Raw genomic sequence first — 17,742 nt, forward strand, 5'->3', positions numbered from 1 at the left:
TTATCCCTCAAGTCTCTGCCCTCGTTGGCTTCCATAAAAAGTTCCAGCATATCCGTTTTGATCAGGACTTTTCTCCCAACCTTTAATACCGGAAGTTTCTTCCATTCCACCAGTTTTCTCAGGGTGTTCCTGCCGATTCCCGTATAATCAGCAGCTTCTTCAATAGATAAGGCAATCTTTCTTTGTGTCATATGACCACCTCCTTTTAAATTGCATTATGCAATTTCATTTGTGCTGTCAGTATAGCGTGTTTATATTGCTTTGTCAAGCATTATGAAATTTCATTCGTTTTCTATAAATTGCATATTGCAATATATTTTGTTGCGTGGTATAGTAATGACATACCGAAAAAGGAGGCACATCAGCATGAAAGATAAAGAACTACGCAAGCTGATCGGCAGCAGGGCAAAACAGCGCCGTCTCGAATTAAATCTGACACAGCCTTATGTCGCAGAGAAGATGGGAGTTACCGCTTCCACAATCCTGCGTTATGAGAATGGTTCGATTGACAATACCAAAAAGATGGTACTGGAAGGCCTTTCGGAAGCACTTCATGTATCGATTGAATGGCTCAAAGGGGAAACCGATGAATATGAAACTGATATTACGGATAAGAAGGAATTGCAGATTCGTGATGTGATGGGCGATATTCTCAAACAGTTACCTCTTGATCTTAATAAAACAGAAGACGCTTTTTCTAAAGACTTACTGCTGTTAATGTTAAAGCAATATGAACTGTTTCTGGATTCGTTTCAGTTCGCCTGTAAAAATTACAAAGGCAGTACCAAAGATGCGGACATTGCCAAAGTAATGGGATTCGAATCGAAAGATGAATATAATGAGATTATGTTTCTCAGAGAGATCACACATACTGTCAACGCATTTAACGATATGGCAGATGTGATAAGGCTCTATTCAAAGAAACCGGAAGCAGCCGAACAAAGACTTGCCAATCTTTTATCCGAAGTTATGTATGAGGATTCTGAATCGGTATAGTAAGACAACCGGAGTTGTGATATACTTACACGCAAGAAGCATTTCAACAGTTCCGATTGTCTGATATCGAAAGGAGAAATACAATTATGGCAAAAGGATCTGTTAGAAAAAAAGGAAAAAAATGGTACTATCGCTTCTATGTAGAAGATGCAAGCGGTAAAATGGTTCAGAAAGAATATGCTGGAACCGAAAGTAAAAGTGAGACGGAAAAACTTCTCCGCAAAGCACTGGAAGATTACGAAAATAAGAAGTTTGTCGCAAAGGCAGACAGCCTTACGGTAGGAGAGCTTCTGGATATGTGGGCGGAAGAAGAACTGAAAACCGGGACACTCAGCAACGGCACAGTGGAAAATTATCTTGGTGCAATCCGCTGTATCAAAAAACACCCGATTGCAGACCGCAAACTGAAAACAGTTACTGCCGAACATTTACAGGCATTTCTTGATCTGCTTACATTCGGTGGTGAGTTTCCAGACGGGAAAGTAAGAAAGGGATACAGCAAAGATTATATCCATTCTTTTTCCGCAGTGTTACAGCAGTCATTCCGTTTTGCAGTATTTCCAAAACAACTAATCAGTTTCAATCCGATGCAATATATCAAACTGAAACGACAGGCAGAGGAAGTTGACCTCTTTTCCGATGATGAAGTGGAAGAAGGCACACAACCGATTTCGCATGATGATTACGAGCAACTTATCAAGTATCTGGAAAAGAAAAACCCACCTGCCATTCTACCGATTCAGATTGCGTATTATGCCGGGCTCCGTATCGGAGAAACCTGTGGTCTTACATGGCAGGACATTAACCTTGAGGAACAATGCCTGACCATAAAACGCAGTATCCGCTACGACGGCATGAAACACAAAAACATTATTGGACCAACGAAGCGGAAAAAAGTTAGGATTGTTGATTTTGGCGATACCCTGACTGAAATACTGAAAGCTGCCAGAAAGGAACAACTCAAAAACCGGATGCAGTATGGCGAATTATATCACCGCAATTACTACAAAGAAGTTCATGTGAAAAACAGAGTCTATTATGAATACTATCACCTTGACGGAACGCAGGAAGTCCCGGCAGATTACAAAGAAATCTCCTTTGTCTGCTTAAGACCGGATGGCTCTTTGGAACTGCCGAGTACACTCAGCATTGTATGCAGATCAGTGTCAAAGAAACTGGAAGGATTTGAAGATTTCCATTTCCACCAGTTACGTCACACCTACACCAGCAATCTGCTTTCCAATGGGGCTGCACCGAAAGATGTACAGGAACTGTTAGGACACTCTGATGTCAGTACCACAATGAATATTTACGCTCACTCAACAAGAAAAGCAAAACGGGATTCCGCAAGACTTCTTGATAAAGTAGTGAGCAATGCTTAACTAAAAATTTCCCTTATTTCCCTTGCGGATTCCGCATAAGGGCAAAGATAAGGGAAAATACATATCATTTCACTATCTAAGAGGCTGTAAGCCTTGAAAAATAAGGAAAGTTCAGGAAATCTCTCCACAAATTCCGATTTATCTTTGCCTTATGTTATCATAATTCGGTTTAAATTGCTATAAATAGTCTTATCCCAATAATAGAAAACCCCAGAAATCATTAAGATTCCGAGGCCTTATGTTTGAACATATTTACCTTTTAATTTATGTAAGACAGATGTGGAAGTACAGCAGGAGCTAGGAATAGGCAGGAATTCTTTTTATAAAATGAAGAAGCAGGCACTTGGATATTTAGGATTTTATTTTTATGAGATCGTGGTACCGCAGGCAAAGGATAAAAGATTTAAACCGTCACTGGGCGTTGAGGAAGAGTAGGTGAGTAATATGAGATACGAAGATTCGATGAAAGGTGTAGCTGATCAGATAATCAAAGAACAGCAGCGAGTCAGTAAAATTATAAACAATCCAGAAGAGTTCCATTGGCATGACGAATATGCAACGTTGAATTTCTTTCGGTTTATCTGCAAAAATATCGGTAACTTGAGAAATGGAGAAATTGAAAAAATGGCCACACGTTTAAAGAACATAGATCAGAAAGCAGTGGAAAACCATGTGAATGGTGCTGTTTGGGCATTTGATTATGATAAGATGTTCTGTGTATTGATGGAAAATGAAATTTGCCGAAAGGTGTGTGAAAAGAATAAATATAACAGTTGGATGAATCTGATTGGACAGTATTGTGTTTCAAGGACTTAAAGACGAAAAAAGTTGTTGGAGAGAAATAATTTCCAGCAACTCTGTCTTTAATGAATAGAGTTCATTTTTTTATTCAACTATTCCCATGATATATACAATATGTAAATTTGCAATTCAAATATCAGTTTATGCTAAGTACGATAATAATAATAATTACTATTATTGACAAGAGAAATAATTATCATGTATAATACAGATATACAAGAAACAAAGTGTTAGAAAAATTGCTAGGAACTTGGTAACAAAAATAAATCGACATTGAAAAGGGAAAATGACTATGATAAAATATGAATGTGAACCATGTGGATATATTTATGATCCGGCAGTAGGAGATCCAGACGCTGGTATCGATCCAGAAACTGCATTTGAGGATATTCCAGATGACTGGACATGCCCAATCTGTGGATTAGGAAAAGATGTTTTCGTTCCTGTAGAAGACTAAGCAGAAAATGCAGGTACGAAACTGTCAGACATTAAAAGATCCTAAGAGAACATATAAAAGAAATGGAGGTCAAATTATGACTTACGATTTAAACATTACCTTTGATGACAATTTAGTAACAGGAAATGAAACAATTGATACCCAGCATAAAGAATTGATCGACCGTATCCAGAACTTTGTAACTGCCTGTCAAAATGGCGACAGCAAAGTAAAAGCAATCAAAATGCTGGATTATCTGGATGAATATACTGACTTTCATTTCAAAGAAGAGGAAAAGCTTCAGGAAAAATCCGGTTATCCAGAGCGTGAAAAACATTATGAAAAACATGAAGAGTTTAAAAAGACAATTCAGGAACTGTATGAATACCTTCAGGAGTATGAAGGACCAACAGATCAGTTCAGTGAACTTGTACAGAAAAATGTAATCGACTGGCTGTTTGGACACATTAAAACATACGACCGCTCTGTGGCAAAATTTATCTTTATGAAACAAAATCCAGATCGATGCTAAAATAAACCAGGGAATGAGTTCACTCAGAATGTAGACAACATGATGAAGTAAACTAGGGGCTGTCACAATGCAGTCCCTTTCCTGTTATAGCGATATTCTAGGTAATATATTGCGCTGGCATGACATATTATTTTACTACTACTATATGGGAAGAGCAAGCAGCTCTTCTTTTTTTGTCCTTTTTATCCAATTTTAAGTTGTAAAGTCTCTTTTCATTCGACAAAATTCTCCACAGACAGAGGATATGCGACGAGCATTGATATGAACATCTATTTATGGAAAGAGGATATTGAAGACGGGGAATCGGTAATGACAGCCGAATATAGACCTGTAGAATACGGAAAGGACTATGATGTTGTCAATAATCCTGATAAATTTCAACTATATATAGATGGAAATGAGATTAAATAGTAATCTCCTGAAAGCAAGCTTTTTGTCAATTATTTCAAAGAAAAATTAAAGGATAACAATACATAGTTTTGACAATGATATTTTGAAAAATTTTATAGGAATGCTCTATTATCAAATTGACATAGGAATATGGTAGCGTATAATTAGAATTGAATACACTGAAAAAATGGAGGAATTACATGAAAGCACATAAATATTGGTCAGTAGGAGCATTGATCACAATGCTTGGGACTTTTTACACTGGATATAAAAAGCAAAAATCAAATCACAAATACTTTGCTTTAAGTTCTATGTTATGTATGGTAATGGCGATATATACAGGTCATAAAATGATTACCGGGAATAGGAAGAAAAAGGCGAATAAAGAGAAAGATACAGAAAGGGAGGGATAAATAATGTTGGAAGTAGGGGTTAAGGCACCGGATTTTGAGTTACCAGATCAAAATGGGAAAATACATAGATTATCGGATTATACAGGAAAAAAAGTGATTTTATATTTCTATCCCAAGGATAATACAGCGGGATGCACGAAACAGGCATGTGGGTTTTCTGAGCGATACACTCAGTTTACCGAAAAAGGAGCAGTTATTCTTGGAGTCAGTAAGGATTCTGTATCCTCTCATAAGAGATTTGAGGAAAAATATGGATTGACATTTACACTTTTAGCAGATCCAGAGCGGAAAGTTATTGAAGCATATGATGTATGGAAAGAAAAGAAAAATTATGGCAAAGTCTCTATGGGAGTAGTAAGAACCACATATCTTATTGATGAACAGGGGATTATTATAAAGGCAAATGATAAAGTCAAGACTGCAGATGATCCTGAAAATATGCTCAAGGAATTAGATTAATGAAGATAATATTATCCCCTGCTAAAAAGATGATTACAGATACTGACAGCATAGCGCCGGATGGATTGCCTGAATTTATTGAAAAGACGACAGAGATACAAAGTTGGTTGAAAAGTAAGTCAAAAGAAGAACTGAAGACTATCTGGAAATGTAATGACAAAATTACAGAACAGAACTTCAATAGATTGGAAAACATGGATCTTTATCATTTACTTACCCCAGCTGTCTTATCATATGAAGGAATTGCTTTTCAATATATGGCTCCATCCGTGTTTGAGGACAGTCAGTTCGAGTATGTACAAAATCATTTGAGAATAATATCTGCATTTTATGGTGTGCTAAAACCAAGGGATGGTGTGACACCTTATCGTTTGGAAATGCAGGCGAAGGTTGGAATAGGAGAAACAAAAAATCTGTATGAGTACTGGGGAGAGTTATTATACCGCTCAGTGATTGATAACAGCAGGATTATAATCAATCTGGCATCGAAAGAATACTCTAAGTGCATAGAAAAATATCTGACACGACAGGATAGATACATTACGATTACATTTTGTGAGTTATCAGGAGATAAACTGGTGACAAAAGGTACATATGCTAAGATGGCCCGTGGTGAAATGGTTAGGTTCATGGCTGAAAACAGAATTGAAAATCCTGAGGATATTAAGAAATTTGATAGACTAGGCTATTCATTCCGCTCTGATTTATCATCAGATGCAGAATATGTTTTTGAACGGAAAAAATGATGATTGAATGATTATTTTAAATGAAATGTAATCAGTAATATTGATTATTATAATAATAGTAATTATTACTATTATTTATTGACAATAAACAGATTGAGAAGCACCACGAAGAGAGATATCGTGCACTTCTTAAGAATATTGAAACTGCACAGGTGTTTGAAAAGAGTGAAGTTAAGGTATGGGAATGCCGTAACTGTGGACATGTTGTGGTAGGAACAAAGGCACCTGAGATATGTCCAGTATGTAACCATCCACAGAGTTATTTCGAAGTACGTGAAGAGAACTATTAAAGAGAAGGAGATTATTACAAAGAAGAAAGTGATTATTAAAAAAAGCAGTAATGATAGGCTGTGGCTTTGTTGGTTCCGCATCAGTTGGTAAAGAAGCATTAAAGTTTAAGAAATCGGCGGATGCTTTGAAAAAAGTTATAGAAACAATTGGATTTTAAATTTTAAACATAGGAAGATAAAAAAGATGGAAGTAAAATATTATGTATGCAATCATTGTGGAAACATTATTGAAATGGTAAAGGATCAAGGTGTACCAGTAATGTGCTGCGGAGAGGCTATGCATGAGTTAAAGGCTGGAGTGACAGATGCTGCTGTTGAGAAGCATGTACCTGTATATACAGTGGACAAACAGCATGTACATGTTGTGGTCGGTGAAACAAAACATCCAATGCTTGATAATCATTTCATTGAATGGATTACACTAAATACAAATCAGGGTATTTATAGAAAACAGCTAATTCCAGGACAGGAACCTATTGCGGATTTCTGCCTCTGTGATGGAGAGTATGTAGAAGAAGTATACGCATACTGCAATCTTCATGGACTCTGGAAATGCTAAAAACACTTGACTTTCGTGCTAAGATTACAAAATAATTCAGATACAACAGTAATATATGCTTTGTATTAATATATTTATAAGGAGGAACAAACTAATGAAATATGTATGTGACGTTTGCGGATGGGAATATGATGAAGCGGAAGGTTATCCTGAAGGTGGTATTGCACCAGGAACAAAGTGGGAGGACGTTCCAGAAGATTTTGAATGCCCATTATGTAATGTTGGAAAAGATCAGTTTTCAGAAGTTGAATAAAATTCTGATTATTTAAATACGGATAGATAAACAAAAACCCTGGTGCGTGTGAGCAACAGGGTTTTTTATTGCGATAGTTTGTGATTGTGATGATATCACAGAAAATGATTTACCTTTTGCTTATAATGTAACTACAAACAAAGTAAGGAGGTAGTCTAAATGAGATTAAAAGATAAAGTTGCAATCATTACGGGTGGAAGCCGTGGTATAGGATTTGCTACAGCTGATAAATTCTTGAAGGAAGGTGCTTCAGTTGTGTTGGCAGCAAGTTCACAGGAATCGGCAGATGTTGCTGTAGATAAATTAAAAGAAAAATATCCCAATGCAATAGTTGCTGGAATTAGTCCAAATCTGGCAAGCATGGAGTCTGTCAGAAAGGCTTTTAAAGAGGCAACTGAAAAATATGGATGTGTCGACATACTGGTAAATAATGCAGGGATTTCAGAAAACACCTCATTTATGGATTATACAGAGGAGACTTTTGATAAAGTCATGGATCTAAATGTAAAAGGAGTATTTAATACTACTCGTGTAGCAGCAGAATGTATGGTGGCAAGAGGCAAGGGGGTCATTCTCTCAACTTCTTCCATGGTGAGTATTTCGGGACAGCCAAGTGGGTTTGCTTATCCTGCATCCAAGTTTGCAGTAAACGGATTGACTGTATCATTAGCAAGAGAACTAGGACCTAAAGGTATTCGTGTTAATGCTGTTGCACCTGGGATTACAGAAACTGATATGATGAAGGCCGTGCCAAAGGAAGTTATCGAACCTATGATTGAAAGAATTCCATTGCGTCGTCTTGGACAGCCAGAAGATATTGCCAATGCGTTTGTGTTTCTTGCTTCAGATGAGGCGAGTTACATTACAGGTGTTATATTAAGTGTAGATGGTATGGCAAGAAGTTAAGTTAATGAGGTATGGTGATGTAATCACGGAAAATAAATGAAATTAAGACCATAATAAATCTACAAAAAGAAAAAGATAAGGAGGACTGTAAAATGTCTGCTATTAATATCAATAAAAATAATTTTCAGAACGAAGTACTGAGTTCCGATAAACCCGTTCTTTTAGATTTTTGGGCATCTTGGTGTGCGCCTTGCCGTATGGTAGTACCTATTGTAGAGGAGATTGCAAGTGAGCGTAGAGATATTAAAGTTGGAAAGATTAATGTAGATGAAGAGCCTGAACTGGCAAATAAGTTCAGTATTATGAGCATTCCAACTTTAGTGGTTATGAAGAATGGGAAGATTGTACAGCAGGTTTCAGGGGCGAGACCTAAGAATGCGATTTTAGAAATGCTTTAGGGGGTGTTCTAATGGGATTTTTTGATCTCTTTAAACAGTCGAATATTAATCAAGGCATAGAAGAATATAAAAGGACTGGTGATGCAGTTCTGCTGGATGTACGTACACCGCAGGAATATCAGGAAGGACATATACCAGAAAGTAAAAATGTGCCGTTGCAGCAACTTGACAATATTGCTTCTGTAGCGAAGAATAAGGATATCCCACTGTTTGTATACTGTTATTCCGGTTCACGAAGCCGCCAGGCAACTGGGATACTGCAACGAATGGGATATTCTAAAGTAAATAATATCGGTGGCATTGCAGCTTACTCAGGAAAGGTGGAAAAATAAGATGAAGGTAATAATTGTAGGAGGTGTAGCCGGAGGAGCTACAGCCGCAGCAAGAATACGCAGACTGAATGAACATGCTGAAATTACTGTGTTTGAAAGATCCGGATACATATCCTATGCAAATTGTGGACTTCCATATTATATTGGAGACGTGATCACAGACCCGGAAGAACTTACACTACAGACACCAGAGAGTTTTTTTAAACGCTTCCGTATTAACATGAAAATTCATCATGAAGTTATCTCCATACATCCGGAACGTAAAACGGTTTCAGTGAAAAATTTAGAGAATGGTGAGATATTTGAAGAAAAATATGATAAGCTGATCCTCTCTCCAGGTGCAAAGCCAACACAGCCGAGACTTCCCGGAGTAGGGATTGATAAACTTTTTACACTTCGTACTGTAGAAGACACTTTTCGGATAAAGGAATATATAAATAAGAATCATCCAAAATCGGCTGTATTGGCAGGTGGCGGTTTTATTGGTCTGGAACTGGCAGAAAATTTGAGGGAGCTTGGCATGGGTGTTACGATTGTCCAGAGGCCTAAGCAGCTGATGAACCCTTTTGACCCGGATATGGCATCCATGATCCATAATGAAATGAGAAAGCATGGGATAAAACTGGTACTGGGCTATACAGTAGAAGGATTTAAAGAAAAAGACAACGGAGTGGAGGTCCTGTTGAAAGATAATCCATCCCTTCAGGCTGATATGGTAGTTCTGGCAATCGGAGTCACACCAGACACAGTATTAGCAAAAGAAGCCGGTCTGGAACTTGGCATCAAGGAAAGTATTGTAGTGAATGACAGAATGGAAACCTCTGTACCGGATATTTATGCTGCAGGTGATGCAGTTCAGGTAAAACATTATGTTACGGGTAATGATGCGCTAATTTCTTTGGCAGGACCAGCCAATAAACAGGGCAGAATCATCGCTGATAATATTTGTGGCGGTGATAGTCGTTACCTGGGCAGTCAGGGAAGCTCCGTTATAAAAGTGTTTGATATGACAGCAGCCACTACAGGTATCAATGAAACCAATGCCAAAAAGTCAGGATTAGAGGTAGATACAGTAATTCTTTCTCCTATGAGTCATGCCGGTTACTATCCTGGTGGAAAAGTGATGACCATGAAGGTGGTTTTTGAAAAAGAGAGCTATCGTTTGCTTGGTGCTCAGATTATTGGATATGAAGGAGTTGATAAACGTATTGATGTGCTGGCAACAGCAATCCATGCAGGGCTGAAGGCAACCCAGCTGAAGGATTTGGATCTCGCATATGCACCGCCTTATTCCTCTGCCAAGGATCCTGTAAATATGGCAGGATTCATGATAGACAATATAGCAAAAGGTACCTTAAAACAATGGCATCTGGAAGATATGGATAAGATTTCTAGAGATAAAAGTGTTGTGTTGCTGGATGTGAGAACTGTAGGTGAATTTAACAGGGGGCATATGGATGGATTCAAAAACATTCCTGTAGATGAACTAAGGGAACGTATCAATGAAATTGAGAAGGGAAAGCCTGTTTACCTGATATGCCAGAGTGGGCTGCGAAGTTATATTGCCAGTCGTATTCTGGAAGGAAATGGATATGAAACATACAACTTCTCCGGCGGATTCCGCTTCTATGATGCAGTTGTCAATGACCGTGCGCTGATTGAAAAGGCATATGCATGTGGTATGGATTATTAAAAATAATCATAATATTTTTATAATTTTCTCGTTATATAAAAAGATCCCCCATTTATTAGAATGACTTTCATAATTCTGATAAATGGAGGATTCTTCTTTATATGTTACAGAAAAACAATTTTATGACCTTTGGAGTGTTTCCAGTCTTTTTGGATCAAGGATTGTGATTTTGCCACGGGAGAGTTTGACGAGACCCTCGCCTTGAAAGTATCGAAGCATTCGAGTGATAACTTCCCTGTGGGAACCAAGATGGTTTGCGATAGTTTCGTGAGTGATTTTCAGTTCATTTGTTCCTTCAATGGATGTTTCTTCTAAAAGAAATGAAGCAACACGCTTATCCAAACTCTTCCACATAATCTGTTCAATCAGCCACATGACATCAGAAAAACGGGTAGCCATTAACTCATTGGTATAATTTGCGACAGGAGCAGATTCTTTCATGATGCCCTTATAGATTTCAGCAGGGATGATCCAAAGATCCGTATCTTTTTCTGCTTCAATGGTTACTTCAAATTGAATAGACCGCATGATACATGAGGCGGATAAAAGACACATATCCATATCGAACAGACGGTAAAGTGTAATCTCCCGTCCTTCATCTGAAAGTATGTAAGTTCGAAGCTGCCCGGATTTAACCAGTAATAATCCAGTACAATCCAGGTTTCCATTGTGAATGATCGTTCCTTTTTTTACATACTGTGTGATTAAATTGTCTGAAATTATTTTTTTCTGTGCTGTATTTAAGTCATTCCATAGTGGAAAACAATTTTCGAAGTTCATAACCGTTATCTCCTTTACGAACATAGTATACTTGCTTTTTTTAGATGCGTCAATTATATAACTGGCATATGCCATAAATAGAAATAAAAAGAAGTGTAATAAAGTAAATTATCTTTTCTGTGATATCATCACGGAAGCAAGCACTTATTTGGGGTATATTAAGTTCAAATAGGAGAAGGAGTTGAAAAATATGACATCTATAAATATAAATAAAGAAAAGTTTGGACAATTAATTCATAAGGAAAAACCGGTTTTGGTTGATTTCTGGGCACCTTGGTGTGGTTATTGCCGTAGAATTGGAGCGGCTTATGAAAAAATAAGTGAAGAATACAGCGATATTCTTATTGCTGGAAAAGTGAATATTGATGAAGAACCACAGATTGCAGAAGCTGAAAAGATTGAGGTGATTCCTACGCTGGTTTTATATCGAAATGGAAAGGCAATAGATTCTATTGTTGCACCTGAATCAAAAATAATGATAGAGAATTTTATTAATGAAGCATTGGAAAAATAAAAGGAGGACTGCTGTATGAATGAAAATCATGTTTACGATATGATTATCGTGGGGGGAGGACCTGGAGGGTATACTTCAGCATTATACGCAGCCAGAGCAGGATTTGATACCATTGTTTTAGAAAAATTATCTGCAGGTGGTCAGATGTCATTGACCTGGCAGATTGATAACTATCCTGGTTTTGAAAATGGAATTGACGGATTTTCATTGGCAGAGAAAATGCAAAAACAGGCGGAAAAATTTGGCGCTAAAAGTGAATATGCTGAAGTTTTTAATATGGATTTAACAGGAAAGCTTAAGAGAGTAGAAACTAGTTCGGGAATTTATATTGGGAAAACAGTAGTGATTGCTACTGGAGCAAATCCAAGAGAACTTGGTCTCGCTAAAGAAAAAGAATTGATAGGTCATGGGGTTGCTTATTGTGCCTCCTGTGATGGTATGTTTTATAAAGATAAGATCGTGGTGGTTGTTGGTGGTGGAAATTCTGCTGTATCAGATGCTGTTCTTTTAAGTCGAATTGCTAAGAAAGTCATCATTGTTCATCGAAGAGATACATTACGTGCAACGAAAATCTACCATGACCAGCTGATGAAAACTGAAAATATAGAGTTTCGATGGAACAATACAGTAAATGAACTGATTTATGGAGAACGATTGACTGGTGTGCGGTTGAAAGATACAGTTACAGGAGAAGAAAACATTATAGAATGTGACGGCCTGTTTGTGAGTATAGGAAGAAAACCGACAACAGATTTTTTAGATAATCAGATAGAACTGGATAATAAAGGATATATTGTGGCAGGTGAAAACACTGAAACGAGTATTCCGGGTGTTTATGCTGTAGGAGATGTCAGAACAAAGTTACTTCGTCAGATAGTAACAGCAGTGGCAGATGGTGCTATGGCAGTACATATGGCAGAAGAGTATGTGGAGAAATAATAATCAGAATTTGAATGGTGAACTTTTCATACTGAAATATGTACAATTTCAATAATGACATGAACTTATGGGAATGTATTGCGGATACTTTGTGAACTTTATCCTGATACAATGATTATGCTGATGAAAGAAGGCATCGCCTGGAGATGAAGGCGAAAGCTGAAATAGAAGATACCAAAAATCTATATGACTATTGGGGTGAAAGATTATATCGTTCAGTGCTTGATGACAGCAGGATTATCATTAATCTTGCATCAAAAGAATACTCGAAATGTATAGAAAAATATTTATCAGATAAAGACAAATATATTACGGTTACGTTTTGTGAACAATCAGGGGATAAACTGGTAACAAAAGGTACATATGCTAAGATGGCTCGTGGTGAGATGGTCAGATATATGGCAGAAAAAGAAATTGAAAATCCTGCAGACGTACAAACGTTTGACAGACTTGGATACAATTTTAGAAGAGATTTATCATCTGAAATAGAATATGTTTTTGAACGAAAAATTATGGAATAAGATTGTGCGAAAAAGGGACATTTACAAAGTGCTATTATTTCAATAATAGTAATTATTACTAATTTTCTATTGACATTTTAAACTTCTGATATATACTTCTAATTAAGAATAAATCCTAATAAGGAGAGCAAATGACTAACAGAAGAAATACAATTCAGAAAGATCTTGTGAAAAATGCTGTATATGAAATGAAAAGGCATGTTACAGCAAATGAAGTATATGAATTTCTAAAAAAAGAATATCCTACCATTGGAAAAGGAAAAGTATATAGAAATCTTGATATACTGTCAGAAGAAGGTGCTCTGAGAAAGGTTGAAGTGCCAGATGGAGCAAATCGGTTCGATATCACATTGAAAAATCATTATCATGTGAGATGTATAAAATGTGGTGAGGTATCGGATGTAGATATGGAGGAAATACCGGATTTAATGAAAAGAATTCATGATACGCATGGAATTGATTTTTTGGAATATGATATTTCCTTTAAAGGCATTTGTCCGAGATGCAGGGAGAAGATGAAGGAGGAGCAGAATGGATAAAAAAGCGATGTATAAGCTGAGTTACGGATTATTTGTACTGACTGCAGAGAAGCCCAAGAGGATAATGGCTGTATCATTAACACTGCAATCCAGGCGGCATCAGAACCTAATCAATTAAGTATCTGTGTAAATAAAGCAAATTATACACATGAAATGATCCAAAGAACCGGAAAATTCACAGTGTCAGTATTAAGCCAGAGTGCCCAGTTTGAATTATTTAAACATTTTGGTTTTCAATCCGGGCGGGATATGAATAAGTTTGAAACATTTGAAAAATGTGCAAGGGGCGAAAATGGAATTTACTATATCACAGAAGGAACAAATGCGTATATTTCTGTAAGTGTTAATAAAACAGAAGATTTGGGTTCCCATACGATGTTTATTGGTGAAATAACAGACATGGAAGTCTTAAGTGATATCCCTTCTGTAACATACGAGTACTATCAGAATCACATAAAACCTAAGCCACAGGCAATAGGAAAAACAGAAGATGGTCAGACAATATGGCGTTGCAGGATCTGTGGATATGAGTATGTAGGAGAAGAATTACCGGATGATTTTGTATGTCCTTTGTGCAAACATCCGGCATCAGATTTTGAAAAAGTGATAAAGAAAGCGGAGGTAAGGAAGGATGTCAAGTATGTAATATAACGGATGACCTTCTTTTTTTACAGAATAAAAAATGCACAAATTGTAGGGAGATGAATACTATGAGAGGGCTTAGCCGAAAATTATATCTTGATCTTTCTGTTCCAACCGAAGAGGATCAGCGTTCAGACCAGCAGCGCATTCTGGAAGCTTTATCCGCGGAGGGCGTGAAAGAGGAGGTTCATATTCCGGTTCGCATGTTGAGACAACTATATCCATTACTTGATCGTGCAGGTTGGAAAATAACCGTTTCGCTTTCCTGGAATGGAGAAAAATGGGAGCTGGTTGATATAGAAAGCGGAGATACAGCCAGACAGCATTATGGGCTGGCTGTGGATCTTGGAAGTACAACGGTAGTGGTGAGACTTTTAGATTGTAATAGTGGTGAGATATTGGGAGAAGAGAGCTGCTTTAATAAACAGATTCAGTGGGGAACCGATATTTTATCACGTATTTTTTTCTGCAAAGATGACAGGAAAAAACTGGAAGAGATACGGCTTGCTACAGTTGAGTCTATTATAGAGTGCATGGATAAGCTGGATGTAAAGCATCCGGTGTCACGAAAATGTCTGTCTATGGTAGTAGCAGGCAATACCACCATGATCCACTTTCTTTTGGGAATAGATGCTTTCTGTGTCTTTTATACGCCACATGCTGTTCATGCAGACCGTCCGGGATTCCAGCCGGCAAAAGATCTGGACATTCCGCTGAATGGTTATGTATATTGTTATCCGGCGAAGTCTAATTATCTGGGTGGTGACATCATCAGTGGAATGATTGAAACGGAATTATATAAAAAGGATGGAATCAGTGTTTTCTTTGACATTGGAACCAACGGTGAACTTGTGATAGGAAATAAAGATTTTCTTCTTTGCGGCGCCGGTGCGGCGGGGCCTGCATTGGAAGGCGGTGTAGTACACACCGGGATGAGGGCAGATGCCGGAGCAGTGGACAGCGTGAGGATAAGAGGTGGAAAAATCCATGTTCATGTAATTGGTAACTCTTCAGGAAAAATTAGCCCTAAGGGTATCTGCGGTTCCGGTATTGTCGATCTGATTGCGGAACTTTTTTTAGAAGGCTGGATAGATATTCGTGGTAAGTTTTCTCCTGAAAAAACGAATCTTATTCAGAAACGAGAAGGTCAGCTTTGCATAGAATATGCTCCGGGTCTGTATTTTTATCAGAAAGATATCGACGAATTTATTCTTACCAAAGCCGCAGCACATATAATGGTTGAGATCATGCTCCGGGAATCTGGACTTGAACTGAATCAGGCAGATCGATTTTATGTAGCCGGCTCTTTTGGAAAATATGTATCTGTGGAATCAGCCATTACCATTGGGATGTATCCTGACATGGAACGGGAGAAGATGATCAATGCTGGAAATTCTTCGCTGGAAGGAGCACAGAAGCTTTTGCTGAACAAAGAACTTCTTGCAGATATTGATCAGATACTGGAAGAAATGACTTATATACAATTTGCGGAAGTGGATGATTTTCTGGAACAGATGGTAGCTGCCCAGGCCTTACCTCACACAGATTATAAAAAATATCCAACGGTCATGGAAAAATTAAAGAAAAGACAAAACATATGCTTTTATTGATCCGAGGTTGAGAAATCTGTCATGGTAAGCATATTCCAGATTTCTCAGAAAACAGAACAAAAGAGGAGACAAGATCAAAAATGAAATTTGATGTGCTGGGGTTATTAGCAGCCTGCTCATATGCATTGGACTGTGTAGAGGCAGAGCTGATTAAAGTAACAAACAATCATTCTAAACGTGTGGCATATATGGCGGTTTGTACTGCTGAAAAAAATGGGTATACAGGGTCAAAGCCTGCAGGATCTGGCAGAGTGTGCATTGCTGCACGACAATGCAGTGGCACAATATATTCAGGAAGAGCTTCAAAATGACGCTTTACGTAACGGGGTGACGAAGCTGGGAAGGCATTGTACCATAGGAGAAAAAATTCTGAAAAATATACCGTTTCATAATGATGTATCTAATGTCATACTGTACCCCCCCCATGAAAACGCTGATGGAAGTGAACCTTTTGGAAAACAATGGAATGAAGTACCGTTTTTTGCAAGGATTATCCATATGTGTGATACGATAGATATATTTTGCCGATCTATGAAATCAGCTTCGGATGAGTGGAAAAGAACAGAAGAATTTGTAATAAAGTCAAAAGATAAATTGTTTGATTCCTTCTGCGTGGAAGTTTTTTTTAATGCTTTTTCAGATGAAAAAATTCATATGATTGATAATGAAACCCTGGATACGATGTTGTGGAAGAAAGTACCCAGAATAAAGCTGGAACTTAATTTTGCACAGATTAAAGCTATTGCAGATCTTTTTGCCCATATTGTGGACTATAAATCACCCTTTACAAGTAACCACTCAATGGGTGTTGCGGAAGGTGCGGAAAAAATATCAAGGTTCATGGGATTTGATGAGGATATCTGTCAGAAAATGTATATTGCCGGAGCTTTACATGACATAGGAAAGGTCGCAATCGGGAATGAGATTCTGGAAAAACCAGAAAAATTAACCGATGAAGAATTTAAAACGATGAAACATCATGCAGTATTATGACTGCCAGAATGGAAAGCCAGAAATAATCCATTCGGATTTGATAATATCGCTTTTCTTTCTTCATATTTTTGATGCTCTCCCCTAATAATAAAATATAGAGTACTTAAAACAAGTTCATTTAAACCATTTTACCATGTTTTGTACTTAAAATGTACTTGTATTATGAACTTATTTTGTACTTATCAAATGGAGAGGAAGCCATATGGAAAAAGATAAACATCTTGGTCTTCGGATTGATTCTGAGACGCACGGAAAACTGAAAAGTCTTGCTGAATTTGAGGGGCGTTCTATCAATGGAGAAGTGCTGTATCTGATTCGTCAGGCGATTGCTCAACATGAGAAAAATCATGGCACATTAAATAAATAGGAAGATCATACATCGGGCTGGTGAGTTCCGGTGTATTTTTATGCCAATTTAAAAAGTATCAAATGATGATACTTTTAGAGGAATCAGTGATACTTTACGGCAGGTATTTGAGATACCCTTGATACTTTGGACTGTTATACTGATTATGCTGGAAATAAAAGAACAGCAGGAAAACTTCATATGATTATTAGAAAAGCTCTTTCGGGTTAGCACCCCGGAGGGGCTTTTTTTGTTGCCCTGAAATTTTGATT

23 protein-coding genes and 3 pseudogenes are annotated in these 17,742 nt (G+C 37.5%); 24 read left to right on the forward strand and 2 right to left on the reverse strand.

Annotation, left to right across the window (positions count from 1 at the left end; genetic code table 11):
* On the reverse strand, nucleotides 1-191 hold a 191-nt coding region (locus WMO75_RS11305), incomplete at its 3' end, for a helix-turn-helix domain-containing protein (protein WP_349078039.1).
* Between the two features lie 175 nt (nucleotides 192-366).
* On the opposite strand from WMO75_RS11305, the gene WMO75_RS11310 reads away from it, so the two are divergent.
* The 16 genes and pseudogenes from WMO75_RS11310 to WMO75_RS11385 all read left to right on the forward strand — a co-directional run bounded on the left by WMO75_RS11310 (nucleotide 367) and on the right by WMO75_RS11385 (nucleotide 10,586).
* Nucleotides 367-996 carry a helix-turn-helix domain-containing protein gene (locus WMO75_RS11310; RefSeq protein WP_117347817.1) on the forward strand — a complete coding sequence of 210 codons (630 nt, stop codon included), beginning with the start codon at nucleotides 367-369 and terminating at the stop codon, nucleotides 994-996.
* Between the two features lie 86 nt (nucleotides 997-1,082).
* Nucleotides 1,083-2,378 (forward strand): tyrosine-type recombinase/integrase, encoded by a 1,296-nt coding sequence (locus WMO75_RS11315; protein WP_117347818.1) that lies wholly within the window; start codon nucleotides 1,083-1,085, stop codon nucleotides 2,376-2,378.
* A 444-nt stretch (nucleotides 2,379-2,822) separates the two neighbouring features.
* Nucleotides 2,823-3,194, forward strand: a complete 372-nt coding sequence (locus WMO75_RS11320) for a hypothetical protein (protein ID WP_055057025.1) — start codon at nucleotides 2,823-2,825, stop codon at nucleotides 3,192-3,194.
* A gap of 277 nt (nucleotides 3,195-3,471) precedes the next feature.
* Nucleotides 3,472-3,636, forward strand: coding sequence for a rubredoxin (gene rd, locus WMO75_RS11325; RefSeq protein ID WP_020993356.1), 165 nt, complete (start codon nucleotides 3,472-3,474; stop codon nucleotides 3,634-3,636).
* 76 nt (nucleotides 3,637-3,712) lie between these two features.
* Entirely contained in the window at nucleotides 3,713-4,147 is a 435-nt protein-coding gene (locus WMO75_RS11330; RefSeq protein WP_106492463.1) for a bacteriohemerythrin, read from the forward strand.
* 261 nt (nucleotides 4,148-4,408) lie between these two features.
* Entirely contained in the window at nucleotides 4,409-4,558 is a 150-nt protein-coding gene (locus WMO75_RS11335) for a hypothetical protein (protein ID WP_173684846.1), read from the forward strand.
* A gap of 179 nt (nucleotides 4,559-4,737) precedes the next feature.
* Nucleotides 4,738-4,950, forward strand: coding sequence for a DUF6219 family protein (locus WMO75_RS11340; protein WP_349078040.1), 213 nt, complete (start codon nucleotides 4,738-4,740; stop codon nucleotides 4,948-4,950).
* A gap of 3 nt (nucleotides 4,951-4,953) precedes the next feature.
* Nucleotides 4,954-5,409, forward strand: a complete 456-nt coding sequence (gene bcp / locus WMO75_RS11345; RefSeq protein WP_349078041.1) for a thioredoxin-dependent thiol peroxidase — start codon at nucleotides 4,954-4,956, stop codon at nucleotides 5,407-5,409.
* Nucleotides 5,409-6,155 carry a peroxide stress protein YaaA gene (gene yaaA / locus WMO75_RS11350; RefSeq protein WP_055066634.1) on the forward strand — a complete coding sequence of 249 codons (747 nt, stop codon included), beginning with the start codon at nucleotides 5,409-5,411 and terminating at the stop codon, nucleotides 6,153-6,155. Before bcp ends, yaaA begins: the two co-directional genes overlap by 1 nt.
* Nucleotides 6,156-6,244: 89 nt before the next feature.
* Nucleotides 6,245-6,445, forward strand: a pseudogene (locus tag WMO75_RS11355) (rubrerythrin family protein); the annotation flags it as partial.
* A 184-nt stretch (nucleotides 6,446-6,629) separates the two neighbouring features.
* The gene (locus WMO75_RS11360) at nucleotides 6,630-7,004 is read left to right on the forward strand and encodes a desulfoferrodoxin family protein (RefSeq protein ID WP_055066633.1); all 375 of its coding nucleotides are present in this window, start codon (nucleotides 6,630-6,632) and stop codon (nucleotides 7,002-7,004) included.
* A gap of 94 nt (nucleotides 7,005-7,098) precedes the next feature.
* Nucleotides 7,099-7,257 carry a rubredoxin gene (locus tag WMO75_RS11365; RefSeq protein ID WP_227222153.1) on the forward strand — a complete coding sequence of 53 codons (159 nt, stop codon included), beginning with the start codon at nucleotides 7,099-7,101 and terminating at the stop codon, nucleotides 7,255-7,257.
* A 159-nt stretch (nucleotides 7,258-7,416) separates the two neighbouring features.
* On the forward strand, nucleotides 7,417-8,163 hold the full coding sequence (locus WMO75_RS11370) for an SDR family NAD(P)-dependent oxidoreductase (protein WP_005421611.1): 747 nt from the start codon (nucleotides 7,417-7,419) through the stop codon (nucleotides 8,161-8,163).
* Nucleotides 8,164-8,255: 92 nt separating this feature from the next.
* Nucleotides 8,256-8,561: a thioredoxin gene (gene trxA / locus WMO75_RS11375; RefSeq protein ID WP_118062274.1), complete on the forward strand. Its 306-nt coding sequence runs from the start codon at nucleotides 8,256-8,258 to the stop codon at nucleotides 8,559-8,561.
* Nucleotides 8,562-8,572: 11 nt separating this feature from the next.
* Nucleotides 8,573-8,893: a rhodanese-like domain-containing protein gene (locus WMO75_RS11380; RefSeq protein ID WP_008708183.1), complete on the forward strand. Its 321-nt coding sequence runs from the start codon at nucleotides 8,573-8,575 to the stop codon at nucleotides 8,891-8,893.
* A gap of 1 nt (nucleotide 8,894) precedes the next feature.
* Nucleotides 8,895-10,586, forward strand: coding sequence for an FAD-dependent oxidoreductase (locus tag WMO75_RS11385; protein ID WP_349078042.1), 1,692 nt, complete (start codon nucleotides 8,895-8,897; stop codon nucleotides 10,584-10,586).
* Nucleotides 10,587-10,706: 120 nt separating this feature from the next.
* Here the strand turns inward: WMO75_RS11385 and WMO75_RS11390 are convergent, their stop codons facing one another.
* The gene (locus WMO75_RS11390; RefSeq protein ID WP_044924567.1) at nucleotides 10,707-11,390 is read right to left on the reverse strand and encodes a Crp/Fnr family transcriptional regulator; all 684 of its coding nucleotides are present in this window, start codon (nucleotides 11,388-11,390) and stop codon (nucleotides 10,707-10,709) included.
* Nucleotides 11,391-11,556: 166 nt separating this feature from the next.
* Here WMO75_RS11390 and WMO75_RS11395 point away from each other — a divergent pair, with 166 nt between their 5' ends.
* From WMO75_RS11395 to WMO75_RS11430, 8 genes and pseudogenes are all read left to right on the forward strand, one after another.
* Nucleotides 11,557-11,880, forward strand: a complete 324-nt coding sequence (locus tag WMO75_RS11395; RefSeq protein ID WP_055057012.1) for a thioredoxin family protein — start codon at nucleotides 11,557-11,559, stop codon at nucleotides 11,878-11,880.
* Between the two features lie 15 nt (nucleotides 11,881-11,895).
* On the forward strand, nucleotides 11,896-12,819 hold the full coding sequence (gene trxB / locus WMO75_RS11400) for a thioredoxin-disulfide reductase (RefSeq protein ID WP_005421617.1): 924 nt from the start codon (nucleotides 11,896-11,898) through the stop codon (nucleotides 12,817-12,819).
* Nucleotides 12,820-12,953: 134 nt separating this feature from the next.
* A pseudogene (locus WMO75_RS11405) lies at nucleotides 12,954-13,340 on the forward strand (YaaA family protein); the annotation flags it as partial.
* 131 nt (nucleotides 13,341-13,471) lie between these two features.
* Entirely contained in the window at nucleotides 13,472-13,879 is a 408-nt protein-coding gene (locus WMO75_RS11410; RefSeq protein ID WP_349078043.1) for a Fur family transcriptional regulator, read from the forward strand.
* A pseudogene (locus WMO75_RS11415) lies at nucleotides 13,872-14,530 on the forward strand (flavin reductase). The gene WMO75_RS11410 and the pseudogene WMO75_RS11415 overlap by 8 nt, the downstream one beginning before the upstream one ends.
* A gap of 59 nt (nucleotides 14,531-14,589) precedes the next feature.
* Complete coding sequence (locus WMO75_RS11420) at nucleotides 14,590-16,131, forward strand: ASKHA domain-containing protein (protein ID WP_106492201.1); 1,542 nt, start codon at nucleotides 14,590-14,592, stop codon at nucleotides 16,129-16,131.
* A 213-nt stretch (nucleotides 16,132-16,344) separates the two neighbouring features.
* Entirely contained in the window at nucleotides 16,345-17,124 is a 780-nt protein-coding gene (locus WMO75_RS11425; protein ID WP_244093789.1) for an HD-GYP domain-containing protein, read from the forward strand.
* A 202-nt stretch (nucleotides 17,125-17,326) separates the two neighbouring features.
* Nucleotides 17,327-17,491, forward strand: a complete 165-nt coding sequence (locus tag WMO75_RS11430) for a type II toxin-antitoxin system antitoxin (protein WP_005423682.1) — start codon at nucleotides 17,327-17,329, stop codon at nucleotides 17,489-17,491.
* Nucleotides 17,492-17,742: the final 251 nt, after the last annotated feature.

Origin of the sequence: Blautia intestinihominis, assembly GCF_040096655.1 — a bacterium.
Classification (GTDB): domain Bacteria; phylum Bacillota; class Clostridia; order Lachnospirales; family Lachnospiraceae; genus Blautia_A; species Blautia_A intestinihominis.

Bases quoted from the DNA above. Each gene is read 5' to 3' on its own strand.
- WMO75_RS11370 (WP_005421611.1), top strand. From the start codon at position 7,417: ATGAGATTAAAAGATAAAGTTGCAATCATTACGGGTGGAAGCCGTGGT.
- bcp (WP_349078041.1), top strand. From the start codon at position 4,954: ATGTTGGAAGTAGGGGTTAAGGCACCGGATTTTGAGTTACCAGATCAA.
- rd (WP_020993356.1), top strand. From the start codon at position 3,472: ATGATAAAATATGAATGTGAACCATGTGGATATATTTATGATCCGGCA.
- WMO75_RS11360 (WP_055066633.1), top strand. From the start codon at position 6,630: ATGGAAGTAAAATATTATGTATGCAATCATTGTGGAAACATTATTGAA.
- WMO75_RS11330 (WP_106492463.1), top strand. From the start codon at position 3,713: ATGACTTACGATTTAAACATTACCTTTGATGACAATTTAGTAACAGGA.
- WMO75_RS11365 (WP_227222153.1), top strand. From the start codon at position 7,099: ATGAAATATGTATGTGACGTTTGCGGATGGGAATATGATGAAGCGGAA.
- WMO75_RS11420 (WP_106492201.1), top strand. From the start codon at position 14,590: ATGAGAGGGCTTAGCCGAAAATTATATCTTGATCTTTCTGTTCCAACC.
- WMO75_RS11425 (WP_244093789.1), top strand. From the start codon at position 16,345: ATGGGTATACAGGGTCAAAGCCTGCAGGATCTGGCAGAGTGTGCATTG.
- WMO75_RS11395 (WP_055057012.1), top strand. From the start codon at position 11,557: ATGACATCTATAAATATAAATAAAGAAAAGTTTGGACAATTAATTCAT.
- WMO75_RS11390 (WP_044924567.1), bottom strand. From the start codon at position 11,390: ATGTTCGTAAAGGAGATAACGGTTATGAACTTCGAAAATTGTTTTCCA.
- WMO75_RS11335 (WP_173684846.1), top strand. From the start codon at position 4,409: ATGAACATCTATTTATGGAAAGAGGATATTGAAGACGGGGAATCGGTA.
- WMO75_RS11315 (WP_117347818.1), top strand. From the start codon at position 1,083: ATGGCAAAAGGATCTGTTAGAAAAAAAGGAAAAAAATGGTACTATCGC.
- WMO75_RS11410 (WP_349078043.1), top strand. From the start codon at position 13,472: ATGACTAACAGAAGAAATACAATTCAGAAAGATCTTGTGAAAAATGCT.
- yaaA (WP_055066634.1), top strand. From the start codon at position 5,409: ATGAAGATAATATTATCCCCTGCTAAAAAGATGATTACAGATACTGAC.
- trxB (WP_005421617.1), top strand. From the start codon at position 11,896: ATGAATGAAAATCATGTTTACGATATGATTATCGTGGGGGGAGGACCT.
- WMO75_RS11320 (WP_055057025.1), top strand. From the start codon at position 2,823: ATGAGATACGAAGATTCGATGAAAGGTGTAGCTGATCAGATAATCAAA.
- WMO75_RS11385 (WP_349078042.1), top strand. From the start codon at position 8,895: ATGAAGGTAATAATTGTAGGAGGTGTAGCCGGAGGAGCTACAGCCGCA.
- WMO75_RS11310 (WP_117347817.1), top strand. From the start codon at position 367: ATGAAAGATAAAGAACTACGCAAGCTGATCGGCAGCAGGGCAAAACAG.
- WMO75_RS11340 (WP_349078040.1), top strand. From the start codon at position 4,738: ATGAAAGCACATAAATATTGGTCAGTAGGAGCATTGATCACAATGCTT.
- WMO75_RS11430 (WP_005423682.1), top strand. From the start codon at position 17,327: ATGGAAAAAGATAAACATCTTGGTCTTCGGATTGATTCTGAGACGCAC.
- trxA (WP_118062274.1), top strand. From the start codon at position 8,256: ATGTCTGCTATTAATATCAATAAAAATAATTTTCAGAACGAAGTACTG.
- WMO75_RS11380 (WP_008708183.1), top strand. From the start codon at position 8,573: ATGGGATTTTTTGATCTCTTTAAACAGTCGAATATTAATCAAGGCATA.